At 33.6% G+C, this 16,582-nt stretch carries 11 protein-coding genes; 4 read left to right on the top strand and 7 right to left on the bottom strand.

Going from position 1 to position 16,582, the window contains the following annotated elements:
* Positions 1-18: 18 nt before the first annotated feature.
* Both tig and lptB read right to left on the bottom strand, forming a co-directional pair.
* A complete protein-coding gene (tig, locus tag F596_RS0105160; RefSeq protein WP_008450761.1) occupies positions 19-1,386 on the bottom strand; it encodes a trigger factor in 1,368 nt (455 codons plus the stop codon).
* A gap of 191 nt (positions 1,387-1,577) precedes the next feature.
* Positions 1,578-2,429: an LPS export ABC transporter ATP-binding protein gene (gene lptB, locus F596_RS0105155; protein ID WP_008447544.1), complete on the bottom strand. Its 852-nt coding sequence runs from the start codon at positions 2,427-2,429 to the stop codon at positions 1,578-1,580.
* A gap of 151 nt (positions 2,430-2,580) precedes the next feature.
* Here lptB and F596_RS0105150 point away from each other — a divergent pair, with 151 nt between their 5' ends.
* Together F596_RS0105150 and F596_RS0105145 are read left to right on the top strand one after the other, a co-directional pair.
* Entirely contained in the window at positions 2,581-3,327 is a 747-nt protein-coding gene (locus F596_RS0105150; protein WP_008447545.1) for an MlaE family ABC transporter permease, read from the top strand.
* A gap of 45 nt (positions 3,328-3,372) precedes the next feature.
* Positions 3,373-4,152, top strand: a complete 780-nt coding sequence (locus tag F596_RS0105145; RefSeq protein WP_008447546.1) for an ABC transporter ATP-binding protein — start codon at positions 3,373-3,375, stop codon at positions 4,150-4,152.
* Between the two features lie 413 nt (positions 4,153-4,565).
* Here F596_RS0105145 and mutL read toward each other — a convergent pair whose 3' ends face one another.
* From mutL to guaB, 5 genes are all read right to left on the bottom strand, one after another.
* Entirely contained in the window at positions 4,566-6,503 is a 1,938-nt protein-coding gene (gene mutL, locus F596_RS0105135; protein ID WP_019036113.1) for a DNA mismatch repair endonuclease MutL, read from the bottom strand.
* Between the two features lie 327 nt (positions 6,504-6,830).
* The gene (locus F596_RS0105125) at positions 6,831-8,720 is read right to left on the bottom strand and encodes an OstA-like protein (protein ID WP_036857761.1); all 1,890 of its coding nucleotides are present in this window, start codon (positions 8,718-8,720) and stop codon (positions 6,831-6,833) included.
* Between the two features lie 50 nt (positions 8,721-8,770).
* The gene (locus tag F596_RS0105120; protein WP_019036110.1) at positions 8,771-10,228 is read right to left on the bottom strand and encodes a peptidylprolyl isomerase; all 1,458 of its coding nucleotides are present in this window, start codon (positions 10,226-10,228) and stop codon (positions 8,771-8,773) included.
* Positions 10,215-11,372 (bottom strand): peptidylprolyl isomerase, encoded by a 1,158-nt coding sequence (locus tag F596_RS0105115; RefSeq protein ID WP_019036109.1) that lies wholly within the window; start codon positions 11,370-11,372, stop codon positions 10,215-10,217. The genes F596_RS0105120 and F596_RS0105115 overlap by 14 nt, the downstream gene beginning before the upstream one ends.
* Before the next feature lie 94 nt (positions 11,373-11,466).
* Complete coding sequence (gene guaB / locus F596_RS0105110; protein WP_008449700.1) at positions 11,467-12,951, bottom strand: IMP dehydrogenase; 1,485 nt, start codon at positions 12,949-12,951, stop codon at positions 11,467-11,469.
* Positions 12,952-13,325: 374 nt separating this feature from the next.
* Between guaB and mtgA the strand changes: the two genes are divergently transcribed.
* Both mtgA and F596_RS0105095 read left to right on the top strand, forming a co-directional pair.
* Positions 13,326-14,015: a monofunctional biosynthetic peptidoglycan transglycosylase gene (gene mtgA / locus F596_RS0105100; protein ID WP_008449613.1), complete on the top strand. Its 690-nt coding sequence runs from the start codon at positions 13,326-13,328 to the stop codon at positions 14,013-14,015.
* Positions 14,016-14,021: 6 nt separating this feature from the next.
* Positions 14,022-16,559, top strand: coding sequence for an ATP-dependent helicase (locus F596_RS0105095; RefSeq protein WP_019036107.1), 2,538 nt, complete (start codon positions 14,022-14,024; stop codon positions 16,557-16,559).
* The last annotated feature ends 23 nt before the right edge of the window (positions 16,560-16,582 follow it).

The raw sequence follows: 16,582 nt of genomic DNA, 5'->3' as shown, positions 1-16,582 counted from the left end.
TATTTTCTAAAAAATATATTATTTGCCGTTTACCAGTTTGTTAAACTCATCAAGGCTCACAGTCTTTTTATTCAATTTAACAACGCCTTTCAGCTTATCAGCGAGCTTACGTTCGAGAGCAGCTTCTACAAAAGAATCAACATTTTCATGTTTCTTTAGCATTTCGTCAGCATAATTATTTAAATATTCATCAGGAACATTAGTCATGCCATATTGTGCAAACTGAGTTCGAGCCATTTGGATAGCACTCTCGCGGACATCTTTATCTTCTACCTTAATGTCATTAGCTTCAGCAAGATGCTCTTTTATTAGATGCCATGTAAGCTCTTTTATACTACCCTCATAGTTCTTTTCAACAAAATCAGCCCCTTTATCTTTATTATTAGCTATCATAATGCGTTTAAGCAAAGCTTCAGGGAACTCTAACTTCCCAACCTTCTTTTCCATGTGAGAACGAAGATCTTGGATAAACTTATAATTAGAATCGATTTCAAGCTGAGAAGCTAATCCGTCTGCGATGACTTTGCGAAAAGCAGCTTCGTCTTCTATTTTTGCATCTTTACCATAAACGTTTTCCCATAATTCCTTATTATTCTCAGCCTTAACGAAACGAGAAATCTCTGTAATTTGATAAGAGAAGTCGCCTGTATGGTTAGCTATTTCTTCTTTATTAATCTTTAATAAAGATGATACTTCTGTGTCGTTGTCTGGATATGCTGCGCGTGGGTTCCAAGTTATAATATCACCTAACTTAGCACCTTTAAATAAGTTCTTCTGATCTTCTACTTTAATGTATTGTGGCATTAATACTGCACCCTCTACCGTTATACCTCCTTCGAGAGTATTGCCATTTGCATCTAATTCGCGGAGATCTCCTTTTAACATATCACGCTTTTCTATATCAAAATCTTCTGCTTTGTCATAATGACCTGCACGGTTTTGATACATTTCCACTTGTTGATCTATTAATTTGTCATCTACTTCTATTTCATAAAAGTCTATTTTATCTTTACCGCTTAATGCTGCTTTAAATTCAGGAGCAATTGCAAGATCAAACATAAAAGTATATGGAGCTTCTTTTTCTAAGTCTACTGCCCCTTGTTTTTCAGAAGCCATTGGCTGACCTAATACCTGAATTTTATTATCAACAATATACTTCTGCAAATTCTCTCCAAGAAGTTTATTAACAACATCCATTTTAATTTGTGTGCCATACTGACGTTTAAGCAGCCCCATAGGAACTTGTCCTGGACGGAAACCGGGAATGTTTGCGCGCTTGCGATAGTCCTTTAGAGTTTTATTTACCTCTTCCCTATAGTCTGCTTCTTCTACAGTAATGGTCATCAAACCATTAATTTTGTCTGGATTTTCAAATGAAATATTCATTTTTAGATGTTTATTATATTATTTATTATTATTATTAAAACCGTATTTTACATAAAAGCACATAATATGCCATAGACCATTATAAAGTGCAAAGATAATGATTTTTTAATTGACAGCCAATTTATTAATGTCTAAAAACAATATACCCTGACTTAACCTTATTTATTTTCTATTCTAATTATCTTATTATATTAAATTGTATTAATAATTTCATCTTCAGCTTTCTCTTCAGCTTCTTGTGCCCGTTTACGTTCATTGATAAGCTGAAAATCCTTTTTTTGAAGAACGAAGTCGACACCTAAGTATTTCTCTTTTACAACTTTATTTGCTGATAGCTCTTCCGGAGTACCTTTAAACAAGATACGTCCTTCAAACAAAAGGTAAGCGCGGTCAGTGATATTAAGTGTCTCGTGCACATTATGGTCGGTAATGAGAATACCTATATTGCGAAATTTTAATTGCCAAACAATATGCTGAATATCTTCTACTGCTATTGGGTCTACACCAGCAAAAGGCTCATCTAACATAATAAACTTAGGGTCAATAGCTAAGCATCGCGCTATTTCGCAGCGACGGCGTTCTCCTCCTGAAAGCCGATCGCCAAGATTCTTACGTACTTTCTCCAAACGAAATTCGCGAATAAGGCTCTCCATCTTTTCTATACGTTGTTCACGAGAAAGCTTAGTCATTTCTAAGACGCTCATTATGTTATCTTCTACACTCATTTTACGAAAGACACTAGCCTCTTGTGGTAAATATCCTATGCCAGCCTTAGCACGTTTATAGACAGGATATTTTGTTATTTCTTTATCATCAATATACACATGCCCTTCGTTAGGAACTACCAATCCTGTCGTCATATAGAACGAAGTGGTTTTTCCGGCTCCATTAGGCCCTAACAATCCTACAATCTCTCCTTGTCGCACATTTATACTAACACCATTAGCTACTGTGCGTTTACCATATCGTTTTACAAGATTTTCGGTATGTAAAATGCTACTTTTTTTTTCTTGACTAACTACAGTTTTTTCAATTTCATTCATTTCTGAGTCATACTTTATTTTGCAAATATAAGAAATTAAATTTGTTATCATTTACATTTAAAGACTTTTTCTATAACTTCAACTCTCTATTATGCCTATATATAGTATATTTTAGTTACTTTTGCAATTGAATAAAATAAAACTGTAATAAATGTTGATAAAGGATCGTCTCTTCAGCTTTGGTGAGTATCTTATGCTTATGAAGCGTACATTTAGTAGGCCAGAGCGTATGCGAATGTTTTTTAAATCGTATGTGAGAGAAATGTCGCAATTAGGAGTTAATTCCATTGGTATTGTTTTATTAATTTCCTTTTTTATAGGAGCTGTCATTTGCATTCAGATACGTTTAAATGTGCAAAGCCCATGGATGCCACATTGGGTGTCTGGATATGTAACACGAGAAATTATGCTATTGGAATTTTCTTCCAGTATAATGTGCTTGATACTTTCAGGGAAAGTGGGGTCTAACATAGCCTCAGAGCTTGGTTCGATGCGTGTTACACAGCAAATAGATGCTCTTGAAATTATGGGAATAAACTCTGCAAGTTACTTAATTCTTCCGAAAATATTAGGCTTAATGACCCTTATGCCTTTCTTAGTTATTTTTTCTGCTGCTATTGGCATGGTAGGTGCATATTCTACAGCTTATATCGGACATGTTATATCGCCTGCCGACCTTACAGAAGGAGTACAACATCATTTTAATCAATGGTTTATGTGGATGAGTATTTTAAAAGGATTCTTTTTTGCTTTTATAATCTCAAGTGTATCTTCCTATATGGGGTATTCAGTAAAAGGAGGCTCTCAAGAGGTGGGTAAAGCATCTACTGATGCAGTAGTAAAGTCGAGTGTACTAATACTTTTTAGCGATGTGTTCCTTACACAACTATTAAGCTAAAGTAGATAAAACCGGAAAAGCTGAACAGCTAAAAAAAACACTATAATGATAGAAGTAAAAAACTTATATAAATCATTCGGAGAAAAAGAAGTATTAACAAACATAGACACTGTCTTTGAAGATGGTAAAATAAACCTTATCATAGGTCAGAGTGGCGCAGGAAAAACTGTGTTAATGCGTTGTGTAACAGGGCTTATGAGTCCAACTAAAGGAGAAGTGTTATACGATGGACGTAATTTTATAAATCTAAAAAAGAAGCAACAGGTGCTTATGCGTCGTGAAATGGGCATGATTTTTCAGAGTGCTGCATTATTCGACTCGCAAACAGTAGAAGAAAATGTGCGTTTTCCTTTAGATATGTTTTCCTCAATGAGTTTTGAAGAACGTCAAGAACGAGTTAGAGAATGTCTTGATCGGGTGCATCTTGCAGGAACAGAACAAAAATATCCAGGAGAATTGTCTGGTGGAATGCAGAAGCGTGTAGCAATTGCTCGTGCTATAGTGATGAGTCCTAAATATTTATTTTGTGATGAGCCAAATTCTGGGCTCGATCCAAAAACGTCCCTTGTTATAGATAAGTTGCTTACTGATATTACCCATGACCTTAACATAACAACTATTATTAATACACATGATATGAATTCGGTGATGGGTATAGGTGAGAATATTGTATTTATTGCTTCAGGAAAAGTGGAATGGCAAGGAAATAAAGATGATATTATAACTGCTAAAAACGAAAAACTTAATGACCTAATATTTGCTTCAGACTTATTTAAAAAGATTAAGCAAGTAGAAATTGAAGAAAGCAATAATATAACAAGATAAAAAGCTATCTTAATTATAATTTTTGTGTAGGATAGAGATAAGTATAATATCCTCCACTTTTTTATTATATGTAAGGTATCCTATTGGGCTATTTAAAAAAACAAAAAATGGGGATTTTCATATATTTCTTTATTTGTTAGTATGAAAAGCTGCAAATGTAAGGTGTTAAAAAAGCTGGATAGGCTTATTTTTGCAAGAGAGAAAAGCCATTAGTTGTAGTAGAAAGAATAACTTATAAAAATAAAAAATAACCTATTTTTGTAGCATTTTTAGTTTATTTTTGCATTAAAAATAGGTTATTTTTGTTCCGTATAGATGTTTTATTATTATGCTAATAATAATGTTTTGTTATTTAAAATGTTAGTTTTTATAATATATAAAATAGTTGCTTATAGAGAAATTCTTTCATTTTTCTAAAACAGATGATCTATATCTTGCTGTTTTAAAATAGCAATAATCGTTTTACCATTAGGTGTATAATTGACAGTATCACAAGCAAAAAGGTCGTTCACAAGCGATTCCATTTCTTTATTTCCTAATACTTGTCCTACAGGAATAGCAGCATTGTATGCTAATTTGGTGGCTATGGATATGTTAATTTCTTCTTTTATACTTATATTCTTTTCACTTGCTGTGACTATAATTTCTTGTACAAGGTTTATTGTGTTTAGCCCTTCTAATCCTATGGGAACCCCGTTTATAGCAAAGCTATCTCCTCCTATATTATCTATTTGAAAACCAATATCATGCATTTCGGGTAATATCTTTTCAAGGATAGAGTGTTCAGTCTTTGTCAGATGTATTACTTCAGGGAATAATACCTTTTGGCTATGCCCTTTATGTTCTGTGAATTGTTTTAGATAATTTTCATATAAAATCCTTATGTGTGCACGATGCTGATCTATAAACATAAGTCCAGATTTTATAGCTGTTATAATATATCTTCCTTTATATTGATAATGAGATGGAGATTTTTCTTCTATGGCAGTTGCAATATCTTTAGATAGTTTCGATTGTATTAAAATTTCTTCACCATTTTCGTCAAAATCTAAATCCTGCAAAGAGGTTTGTTGTATATTATTATTAGTAGTGTTATTCTGTAAAGAGCCTGCGTATAGTTCTTCCCAATTATCAGCACTAACTTTTATGTGGTTAGAAACGTTGGAGTTAATATTATATTTTGGGTTATCAGTGTTATTATTAGTAGTAGTTATATGGTTTTCTTTATCAGAAAAACTATTTTCTAAGAATGGATTGAAGTTAGGATTAAAATTAGTTTCAGGAGCAGCAGTTTCGTTATTTGGTGAAAACACAGGAATGTCAGGACGTCCTTCAGTATCAAAGTCAATGGAAGAAACATCATAAAATTTACCTATAGTATCGCGAACTGCAGCCATAAGAATTTGCCAAATAGCCTGTTCGTTTTCAAATTTTATTTCAGTCTTTGTAGGATGAATATTAACATCAATATTTTCTGGTGGTACATCGAAATAGATAAAATAAGGAACCATTTCTCCTTGCGGTATAAGGCGTTCATAAGCTGACATTATAGCTTTGTGAAAATAAGGATGCTTCATATAGCGTTCATTAACAAAAAGGTATTGGTGAACTCCTTTTTTCTTGGCAGACTCAGGCTTTCCTACAAAGCCATGTATATTGCATAGGGTTGTTTCGATATCTATGGGTAATAAACTTTGATTTAGTCGTTTACCAAATATTTCTATAACGCGTTGTTTAAAACTACCTCTTCTAAGATTATATACTTCAGAGCCATTGCTGTGAAGAGTAAAATTTATATCAGGGTAAACCAGAGCTATACGCTGAAAAGCTGTAATAATATTGTTAAGCTCTGTAGTGTTTGACTTTAGAAATTTTCTTCTTGCAGGCACATTGAAGAATAAGTTTTCTATCAGGAAATTGCTTCCTATAGTACATTGACATGGCTCTTGTGCTATAAATTTACCCCCAGAAATAGATAAATGGCAGCCTAACTCTTGACCCTCTATGCGTGTTTTCAGTTCCACTTGTGATACAGCAGCAATAGAGGCAAGTGCTTCTCCACGAAAGCCCATTGTGTGTAAGGCAAAGAGATCATCAGCTTTTCTAATTTTAGAGGTTGCATGTCGTTCAAAGGATAGTCGTGCATCTGTGTCAGACATACCTTTACCATTATCAATGACTTGTATTGATGTGCGTCCTGAATCTATTACTAATACGTTGATTATAGTGGCTTTAGCGTCAACAGAATTTTCAACTAACTCTTTAATTACAGATGCAGGACGCTGTATAACCTCGCCTGCAGCTATTTGATTGGCAACACTGTCGGGTAATAATTGTATTATATCGCTCATAAAAAATATCTATAAAAACAAATATACACAGCTCCAAGTAATGCTATAAGTATTAATCCTATTAGTCCAAGTGGGATAATATTAAAATAGTTTCTTCTTTTTACTCTTTGGTAATTATTATTAAACTCTTCTTTGACTCGTTCTTTTATTCTTTCGCGTCTACAAAGAGATGAATTTATATTATTATCCTTTGAGCATAACTTATGTTGTATATATTTTTCTTTTAATTTCTCAATAAATTCCTTTCGCTCATCAACGTAAATATATTCATGGTGAAATCGTCGAGGTTTTCTTTTATAAAAAAATAGCATCGTTTTTTATTTTTTCTTATTTCCGTCCTTCAATATGTTGCATAGGAGGTGGAGCTACTTGTGCATTGCGTATAGTTGTTGCAGACATACGAGCAGCTTTGCGAAAAATATCATTTTTGTCCTTAGGTCGTACTTCCTCGAACCATTCGAAATGTGGAAGTTTAAGGCGTTCAGGTGGTATCTGTGTCATAGGACTGAGTGTTCCTACCGATTTCGATAGCCATATTTTTTCCATTTGCTGCTTATCGTTTATAAACATACGTAACGTGTCGGTTTCTGTGTAATTATGCCCCATAAGGGTGGTATCATTCTTTTCAGTATAATAGTATATTGATAGTACGTTGCCTATAGCATCTACTCTACGAATATTACCATTAGTAAAGAAGGCATGCATCATCTTTGAAGATAACTGATTATAATGTGTTTTATCATGTAGCTGCTCTATAGAAAAAGCATTTCCAAAGACATATGCCTCGCGAACGGTAGAATCGTTCATGTAAGTGCGAATAGAGTCGCCTACTAATTGTCGGTTGCCGTTCCATATAATAGGATAATCGTACATGGTAATGGTAGAGTCCTTTGTGTTTGTTACTAAGAAGCCACATACTCCTTGTATGTCTGCACGATAAGCACGTACATTATTTACACCATATATTTTTCTATACATCTGTGGTGTGTTCATGTGAAACCCTTTCATGCTAATAGTATCAGCATGTATATAGAGAGTATCTTTGCTTTGTGAAAAATCCATAATCTCTGCGCCCGGATTTCCTCCAAAGCCAATAGCAGCAGAATCGGTGTAATGGATATAGTCTCCTTTAAAAGCATGTTTTTCTTTATGATCTATAAAGAAAACGTTTCCTTTGCCTTCTCCTTCGTTAGTTTTGCTATTATAAAAAAGGTTGTTGCCTGTCATGGTGCGTTGCTTTTTCTCATCTACTATCTTTACGTTTCCATGTCCTTCGCTATAACCTGTTTTAGAATTATAGATAATCTTATCACCAAGCATGGTGCGCTGTTCGCGGTTGTCTATTATCTTTACGTTTCCATTACCTTCACTATATCCTGTTTTAGAGTTATAAATAATATCTTCTCCAGTAATAATGCGTTTATTAACTTTATCTACAATTTTTACTTTACCATGACCTGTAGCGTCTCCTGTATTACTATTATAAGTAATATAATCACCCTCTACATCACGTTGAGGAGATTTTATTGTAGAGCGACCGTTGAGAGTCATATCATCTGATATACTATTATATGTACCATCACTAGTATGTATAATTTCGCCTTTTCTTGTGCGAATGACCGAAGGACCTACTACGTGTAGTTCTCCGGTCTCAGTGTTACCATGCGCAGTAGGAGTGGTTATGTGATATTTATAGCTACGCATTATCACATTCCCATAGAAATTTGCATCTTTTGTTTCTGTGTTATAATCGCCTTGGTCGGCAATAATAGTGTTCCCATTATATACTAAAGTGCCACGTCCTCCAAAGAAATTAGCTTCCTTAGATGCCATATTATAATCTAAGCTATCACATCTAAGTGATCTTCTTGGCTCACGTAGCATTACTTTACCACGTGCTCTTAGCATCTGATTAAAACCTTCGTAAAAAGCACGTTCACTATTTAGCGTTATACCTCCTTGATGAGTAATGTATACATGTCCAAAAGCAGAGAAGCTGTTTTCTACATTGTTTAAATAAGCACTATCACACCTTAGTGTTGAACCTTTATAACGCATTATAACATTACCCTTAGCTACTTGCACATTTGTCTGATCATTAGGACTATGCCGAAGTATATCAGCATGATCTAAAAAAATCTTTGCTATTGAAGCCTTTCTTTTTACCTGTGCACACAAAGGTTCTGATAGGCATATCCCAAAAAGGCATAATACCATTTTTATAATGATAATATGCCTAGTCAATTCTTTATATAAACGGTATGAAATCATCTAACCCAACCTTCATATTGATATTTTCCATTTCTATATTGTGGTAACATTCTTACATAGGTGTCTTTAATTTTCTTTACTACCCAATCATGAATTACCTGTCTACGACGATTAGCAAGCACAATATTTTTCATTTCTTGGAAATCCTCTGTTATTGATGCACGATGCTCAGGTGTACGCGATTTTAGCTTTACTATAGCGCAAACAATCTTACCCTTTGCGTTAGTCATAGTAAAAGGAGCTGAGATCTCATTCACTTTCATTGTATCTACAACACGTGCTACCTCTGTGGGAAGATCTTGCATTTTAAAACGTGAAGTACGAGCATTGGTAGAAGAATTAACCATTAATCCATGACTGTTTTTTGTGTCTTTATCATCAGACATATAAGCTGTTACTGCTTCAAAAGTGTATTTTTTAGAGCGAATATCATTACCTATAGAGTCTAATTTGTTTTTTGCTGCATCTATAGATGCTTGTGATACTTTTGGCTTTAATAAAATATGGCGAACGTTTATTTTATCACCTCGCTTATCAATAAGCTGAATAATATGATAGCCAAACTCACTTTCTACGATTTTTGATATTTTTTTAGGGTCAGTAAGATTAAAAGCTGCGCCAGCAAAAGTGGGATCGAGAGACGCCCTACCTATAAAACCTAATTCTCCGCCTTGACGAGCAGAGCCAGGATCTTCTGAATAAAGTCGAGCTAAGGTCTCAAATGTTGTTTCTCCATTATTTATACGATTAGTATAATCGCGTAGCTGATTTTTTATTCGGTTAATTTCTTCTACCTCTATTTTAGGAGTTTGAGTAAGTATCTCTACTTCTACTTGTGTAGGAACGATAGGAATGCTATCTATAGGTATTTTATTAAAATAAGTACGCACTTCTGAAGGCGATACTTTAATGTCAGAAACTAATTTTTCTTGCATCTTTTGAACAAGTTGACGATTCTTGTAGTCATCGTGTAAGTCTTGGCGTATTTGTGCTAAACTTTTATGTTGGAACTCTTCTAATCGTTCCTTTGAGCCAATTTGAGGAAGTGAAATCCAGTAGTTTATCTGCTGTTCTACTCCTTGATAAATTTCACTTTCTGTAATTGTTAAGCTATCGAGGGCTGCTTGATGAAGAAAAAGCTTTTGTACAGCAATCTGTTCTGGTATAAGATATTCTGGGTCACCTGCCCATTTAGTGCCTTCAGCTTCACCTTGTAGCTTAGTAATTTCTACTTCTGAACGTAGAATAGGCTCATCTCCTACAACCCAAATCACTTCATCTATGATATTTTTCTTACTTATAGGTGTGTTATTAGGTTGTTGTACTATAGTTTTTGTTGTATCGTCTTTTGTATATAAAGATCTTTTAGTATTGTAAATACCTGCACGAATACTCATTATTGATAGTGCTGTACAAAATAACAGCATTATTTTTTTTACTTTATTTATCTTCATTAGCTTTAAATATCTTACGTATTATCGACAATTCTTTTTTATTGAAAACAACATTATATTTATGTTTTAACTCTTTTTCCCAAATATGTTCAAGAAATTGTTTATAACATATTTTTATAAGTGGCAGATTATCTTTAAATGAGATTATATTATTACTTTTGTTTTTATTGATATTGCGAAAAATCTTTTTGTGCTTACTAAAAAAATGTTGTAATTCTTTTTCATTATTAAGTAAGCTATCTAATTTCCTTTGTGTTATAGCAGCTACTAATAATCCATCATGTATTTCACGACGTAAATTCTCATCTATAATAGTATTGGCTTTTCTTTTTTTGTCAATATCAGATATGGCTTCTGTATAAGGAATTTTATTTTGTTGTTGTTCTATAATTTGTTTGCGAAGATTAGATTTTTCTATTTGTAGTATTAATTGTGGACGTATAACCTTATATGTAGGAAATTTTTCACGACCTATAAGTTTTAAAATATGTAATCCAAATGGAGAGCTAATAGGCCTACATATTTCACCCACCTTCATAGTAGAGAGAACTTTATCTACATCTTCTAACATGTTATTTTTAGTAGCTATAAAAAAGACACCTTCTTCTTTTCTATTAGAATATTTCTTTGCAAGAGTTTCAAAATTGTCTCCATGTTGTAGCGCAATATAAATAGAATCGGCAAGCAGATGTATTTTATCTTCTTCATAAGCTGTAGAATGTTGCTTAATACTTAAGAAAATTTCTCCATAACGAAATAGCCCCCCATTATTGTTTATTTCGTCATTATAGATACGATACAGAAGATTAGCATTTTGTTCAAAAGGAGTTGATTTAAAATTGTCTTTTATATAAGTTTTAGGTTCTTCTTTATGCGAAAGAAGAACATCTATATCATTGTTAAGTGAAGAAAGTTTATCAAGTTGTGCTTCTTCAGCGGCAGCTACTTTTTGTTTATAAACAGCATACTGCTTAGCAAAAGCAGTCACACTAATGTGTTGACTGCCTTTATTATTTTTTTTGTAAGCATATTCGAATTCTTCTCTACTAACAACCTTACCATTAATAGACATAACAACAGAGCTACTTTGAGCTATAGCTTGCCATCTTGTTATAAGAAGAAGAAGTAATAATATTATTTTCATCTACTTTTTATCAGACTACAAAGATAAGGATTTTTTTCTGTTTGTTGAAAAAAATAATGTAAGTTAACGTTAATAGCTAAATAGCATTATCCTTTTAATCATGACGTGAATAGTTAGGTGCTTCACTTGTGATAGATATATCATGAGGGTGGCTTTCTAAAATTCCAGCATTAGTAATGCGTGTAAACTTAGCCTTATGGAGTTGTTTTATAGAAGCTGAGCCACAATATCCCATACCAGAACGCAAACCTCCAACAAGTTGATAAACCACTTCTTGAACCGTACCTTTGTAAGGAACTCTTCCTGCAATACCTTCTGGTACAAGTTTTTTAATATCGCTTACATCGCCTTGGAAGTAACGATCGCGAGAGCCATTCTTTTGTTCCATCGCCTCAAGCGAGCCCATTCCTCGATAGCTTTTAAATTTACGTCCATTAAAAATAATAGTATCGCCAGGACTTTCTTCTGTACCAGCTACTAAAGAACCTATCATAACAGAACTTCCTCCAGCAGCCAAAGCCTTTACAATATCGCCAGAATAACGTAATCCGCCATCTGCAATTAAAGGAACATCTGTATCTTTTAAAGCAGAATAAACATCATATATAGCACTCAGTTGAGGTACTCCAACACCAGCAACAACTCGAGTAGTACAAATAGAGCCTGGTCCAATACCCACTTTAACAGCATCTGCACCATTCTTTAAAAGGAACTTAGCAGCATCTCCTGTTGCTATATTTCCTACAACAACATCTAATGAAGGAAAAGATTTTTTTACTTCCCTAAGCTTCTCTATAACTCCTATAGAATGACCATGAGCAGTATCTATAACAATAGCATCTACTCCAGCATTAACCAATGCTTGAGCACGTTCCATAGTGTCAATAGTAACACCTACCCCGGCAGCCACACGAAGACGCCCTTTATCATCTTTACAAGCCATAGGCTTGTCTTTTGCTTTTGTAATATCTTTATAAGTAATTAATCCTATAAGATGGTTGTCTTTATCTACAACAGGTAGTTTTTCAATCTTGTTTTCTTGTAATATCTCTGCGGCTTCAGATAAATTTGTTTTCTGATGAGTGGTAACAAGATTTTCACTTGTCATTACTTGATCAATACTTTTATCTAAGCAACGTTCAAAGCGTAAGTCTCGATTAGTTACAATTCCTACTAAATGATTATCATCGTCAACTACAGGAATACCCCCAATATGATATTCTGCCATTATAGACAATGCTTCTTGCACTGTGCTTCCACGCCGAATAGTTACTGGATCATAAATCATACCATTTTCTGCACGTTTCACAATAGCTACTTGGCGAGCTTGTTCTTCAATGGACATGTTTTTATGAATAACGCCAATACCTCCTTCTCGTGCAATAGCTATCGCCATAGAACTTTCTGTAACAGTGTCCATTGCGGCTGTAACAAAAGGAATGTTTAGCTCAATATTACGAGAAAACTTGGTTTTTAACTGTACTTCCTTAGGGAGTACTTCAGAATAAGCTGGAATTAAAAGGACGTCATCATAGGTTAATCCGTCCATTACAATTTTTTCTGCAACAAATGAAGACATAATAAGTAAAAAATTTGTTGCATGCAAATGTACTAATTATTAGTTATTTTACAAAGATTATATGTATATTTTATATTCTCATTAAAAGATTTTAACCGAAATCTGAAAAATGATTTGTATATCTTATGAAACTATTTATAAGATAATATTTATAGAAGAAAACATAATCAAGGAGAGGAAATACAAGTATATGAATAAGAAAATAGTGTCAAGAGGAGTAAATATAAGTATAGCTACAAAAAAGAGTAACTTATATTTAAGGGAAAATATACAGAAGACTAAGGGATAATTTTAACTTTTCCATGTTGAAAGAATGATTCTTCAGAGTTTATGATTAATTTTGCATTTGCTGGTTGGGCTTTATTTTAGATTTTATGATAAAGAAAATATTAAAGATTTTCCGTTTGGTAGTAGGATTATTATTTGTATCATCAATACTTAGTGTTGTTATATATAGGTTTGTTCCTGTTGTTTTTACGCCTCTTATGTTATCACGTTGCTTTGAACAAATGAGGAAAGGAGAAGATATAAAGTTATACCATTCGTGGGTTTCTTTAAAAGAAATATCTCCTTATATGCCAGTAGCAGTAATAGCTAGTGAGGATCAGCGTTTTCTTTCTCATCACGGGTTTGATTATAAAGCTATAGAACAAGCTGCTAAAGAAAATCTTAATAGTAGTAAACGCTTACGTGGTGGTTCTACTATATCACAACAAACGGCTAAAAATGTATTTTTGTGGCAAGGGCGATCGTGGATACGAAAGGGATTAGAAGCATATTTTACATTCCTTATAGAAACAATGTGGAGTAAGCAGCGTATTATGGAGGTGTATCTTAATTCAATAGAAATGGGGAATGGTATTTATGGTGTACAAGCTGTAGCTAAACATCATTTTGGGGTTGAAGCTAAGGACCTAAGTAGAAGCAATTGTGCTTTGATAGCCGCAACATTACCAAACCCAAGGCGTTTTTCCTCTAAATCGCCAGGTCCTTATATGTATAAACGTATGAAACAAATAGAAAGGCAGATGCTTTTTATAAAACTATTCCCTAAAGAACATTAAAGTGAAATGAAAAATAAAAAAGAAATATTATTAAGTGAATTGAATCCTCATCAACGTGAAGCGGTGGAATATTGTGATGGCCCTTCATTGGTAGTAGCAGGAGCAGGCTCAGGTAAAACTCGTGTGCTTACTTATAAGATAGCTTATCTTTTAGAATCAGGATTAAAGCCTTGGAATATACTTGCCCTAACATTTACCAATAAGGCTGCTCGTGAAATGAAAGATCGTATAGCAAAAATAACAAACCAAAGCGATGCTAACCGTATTTATATGGGTACTTTTCATTCTATATTCTCACGAATTTTACGCAAAGAATCACAGTATATTGGCTACAACAGTAGTTTTACAATTTACGATGAGAGCGATTCTCGCTCGTTGCTTAAGAATATAATCAAGGTTATGGGATATGATGAAAAAGTATATAAGCCTAATATGGTGCATAACTTTATATCTATGGCGAAAAATCATCTCATTACAGCTGATAAGTATGAACAAGATAAGGCAGCCATAGATAGAGACAAGCAATGTCGTATGCCTTATGTCTATTCTATTTATAAGGCTTATGAAGCACGTTGTAAACAGGCTAATGCTATGGACTTTGACAGCATACTTGTAAATGCTTATGTGTTATTTCGAGATAATGAAGATGTGAGAAACAAATATGCTAAATTATTTGAATATATTCTTGTTGATGAGTATCAGGATACTAATTATGCACAGGTAGCTATAATTACCCAACTTGTAAACATACATCAGCGTATATGTGTCGTTGGAGATGATTACCAAAGCATATATTCATTTAGAGGGGCAAATATTGATAATATTCTTAATTTTAAAAATATATTTAAAGATGTACGAACGTTTAAGTTGGAGAGGAACTATCGTTCGACACAATTTATAGTAAAAGCTGCTAATTCGTTGATGAAGCATAATGAACATCAGATTTCAAAGGATGTATATTCGCAGGAAGAAGAGGGGAGTAAATTACAATATAAGCCATGTTATAGCGATAAAGAAGAAGCTATTGTTGTTGCTAAAGAGTTGCAACGTATTAAACATATTGATAATGCATCTTATTCTGATTTTGCTATTTTGTATAGAACAAATGCACAAAGTCGTACTTTTGAAGATGAATTTCGCCGTCAATCAATACCTTATAAGATTGTGGGCGGATTATCATTTTATCAGCGTAAAGAGATAAAAGATATTATAGCTTATTTTCGTCTTATTGTTAATAATAATGATGGAGAGGCTTTTCGTCGTATAATAAATTATCCTGCTCGAGGTATAGGTAAAACAACTATAGAAAAAATTATAGCTTGTGCATCAGAAAACATGGTTAGTCTTTGGCAAGTTATAACAAATCCATTACAATATGGGCTTAAGGTAAATAGTGGAACGTTATCAAAAATAAATGAATTTATATTACTTATTAATAGCTTTGTGGCACGTCTAACGACAACAGATGCCTATTTGTTAGGGAAGGATATAGTTATGCAAAGTAAAATATCTAATGATATTTACTCTAACTCGGATACCGAATCTTTGTCGAAACAAGAAAATCTGGAAGAGTTTCTTTCTGCAATGCAAGAGTTTGTAGATACTGCACGTGAAGAAAACAGAGAAGATAATGTTTTTCTTACTGATTATTTACAAGAAATAGCTTTATATTCTGATAATGATAAGACTGATGATGATTCTCCAAAGGTAACAATGATGACAATTCATGCAGCTAAGGGGTTAGAATATCCTACTGTTTTTATTGTGGGTTTGGAAGAAAATATTTTTCCTAGTCCGATGTCAGCAAATTCAAGACGTGAAATAGAAGAAGAGCGCAGACTCTTATATGTAGCTATTACTCGTGCAGGTCGTCATTGTATTATTACTAATGCCAAGAATCGTTTCCGTTATGGCGCGATGCAGTTTGATACTCCAAGTCGTTTTATTAAGGATATAGATCCTAATCTTATTTGTAAAGAAGAGAGTATGATGGCTGATAATAGTTGTTATAAAGAGCGGGTAGGAAGCATAAAAAACGAAAGTTATACATCACAATATAGAGGCTATAGAGCCAATAAAACTCAGGAATATGAGCCTAATAAGCCATATTTGGGTAGCAGGCAATATGGTAGTGATTATAAACGGCTTGACAGTAGATTCCAAAATAATAATCCTGTAGGTAGCCAGTTTCGTGCAGATCCTAAACCTAAGATAACGGAGCGTAAACGTGCCGAGGTGGCAGTCGACCCTTTATCAGCACGTGCAAAGAGCATATTATTGTCAGAAGGAGGTAATTTCCGTCGTTTATCAGCAGCTATTACTAATGGAGGAAGGGTAATGCAAAATGCTGATGAATCAAATATAAAGTCTAAGGTTAATGATAAATTAATAGGAGTAGGTACAATTATAGAGCATCAGAGGTTTGGTATAGGAGAGGTTTTAAGTATAGAGGGGCAAGGAGAGAATGCAAAGGCAAAGATCTCTTTTAAGGAAGCTGGTATAAGAACTCTATTATTAAAATTTTCTAAATATAAAATTTTATAATGTTAAATTATAATTGAAGCTGC

The sequence above is a fragment of the Prevotella amnii DSM 23384 = JCM 14753 genome (assembly GCF_000378745.1).
Lineage (GTDB): Bacteria > Bacteroidota > Bacteroidia > Bacteroidales > Bacteroidaceae > Prevotella > Prevotella amnii.
Note: the sequence above shows the minus strand (reverse complement) of the source record. Positions and strands in the feature narration are given on the sequence as shown.

Excerpts from the sequence above, each read along its gene's own strand:
- F596_RS0105095 (WP_019036107.1), top strand. The coding sequence starts at position 14,022 with ATGAAAAATAAAAAAGAAATATTATTAAGTGAATTGAATCCTCATCAA.
- lptB (WP_008447544.1), bottom strand. The coding sequence starts at position 2,429 with ATGAATGAAATTGAAAAAACTGTAGTTAGTCAAGAAAAAAAAAGTAGC.
- F596_RS0105145 (WP_008447546.1), top strand. The coding sequence starts at position 3,373 with ATGATAGAAGTAAAAAACTTATATAAATCATTCGGAGAAAAAGAAGTA.
- F596_RS0105115 (WP_019036109.1), bottom strand. The coding sequence starts at position 11,372 with ATGAAAATAATATTATTACTTCTTCTTCTTATAACAAGATGGCAAGCT.
- mutL (WP_019036113.1), bottom strand. The coding sequence starts at position 6,503 with ATGAGCGATATAATACAATTATTACCCGACAGTGTTGCCAATCAAATA.
- F596_RS0105120 (WP_019036110.1), bottom strand. The coding sequence starts at position 10,228 with ATGAAGATAAATAAAGTAAAAAAAATAATGCTGTTATTTTGTACAGCA.
- tig (WP_008450761.1), bottom strand. The coding sequence starts at position 1,386 with ATGAATATTTCATTTGAAAATCCAGACAAAATTAATGGTTTGATGACC.
- F596_RS0105125 (WP_036857761.1), bottom strand. The coding sequence starts at position 8,720 with ATGGTATTATGCCTTTTTGGGATATGCCTATCAGAACCTTTGTGTGCA.
- mtgA (WP_008449613.1), top strand. The coding sequence starts at position 13,326 with ATGATAAAGAAAATATTAAAGATTTTCCGTTTGGTAGTAGGATTATTA.
- guaB (WP_008449700.1), bottom strand. The coding sequence starts at position 12,951 with ATGTCTTCATTTGTTGCAGAAAAAATTGTAATGGACGGATTAACCTAT.
- F596_RS0105150 (WP_008447545.1), top strand. The coding sequence starts at position 2,581 with ATGTTGATAAAGGATCGTCTCTTCAGCTTTGGTGAGTATCTTATGCTT.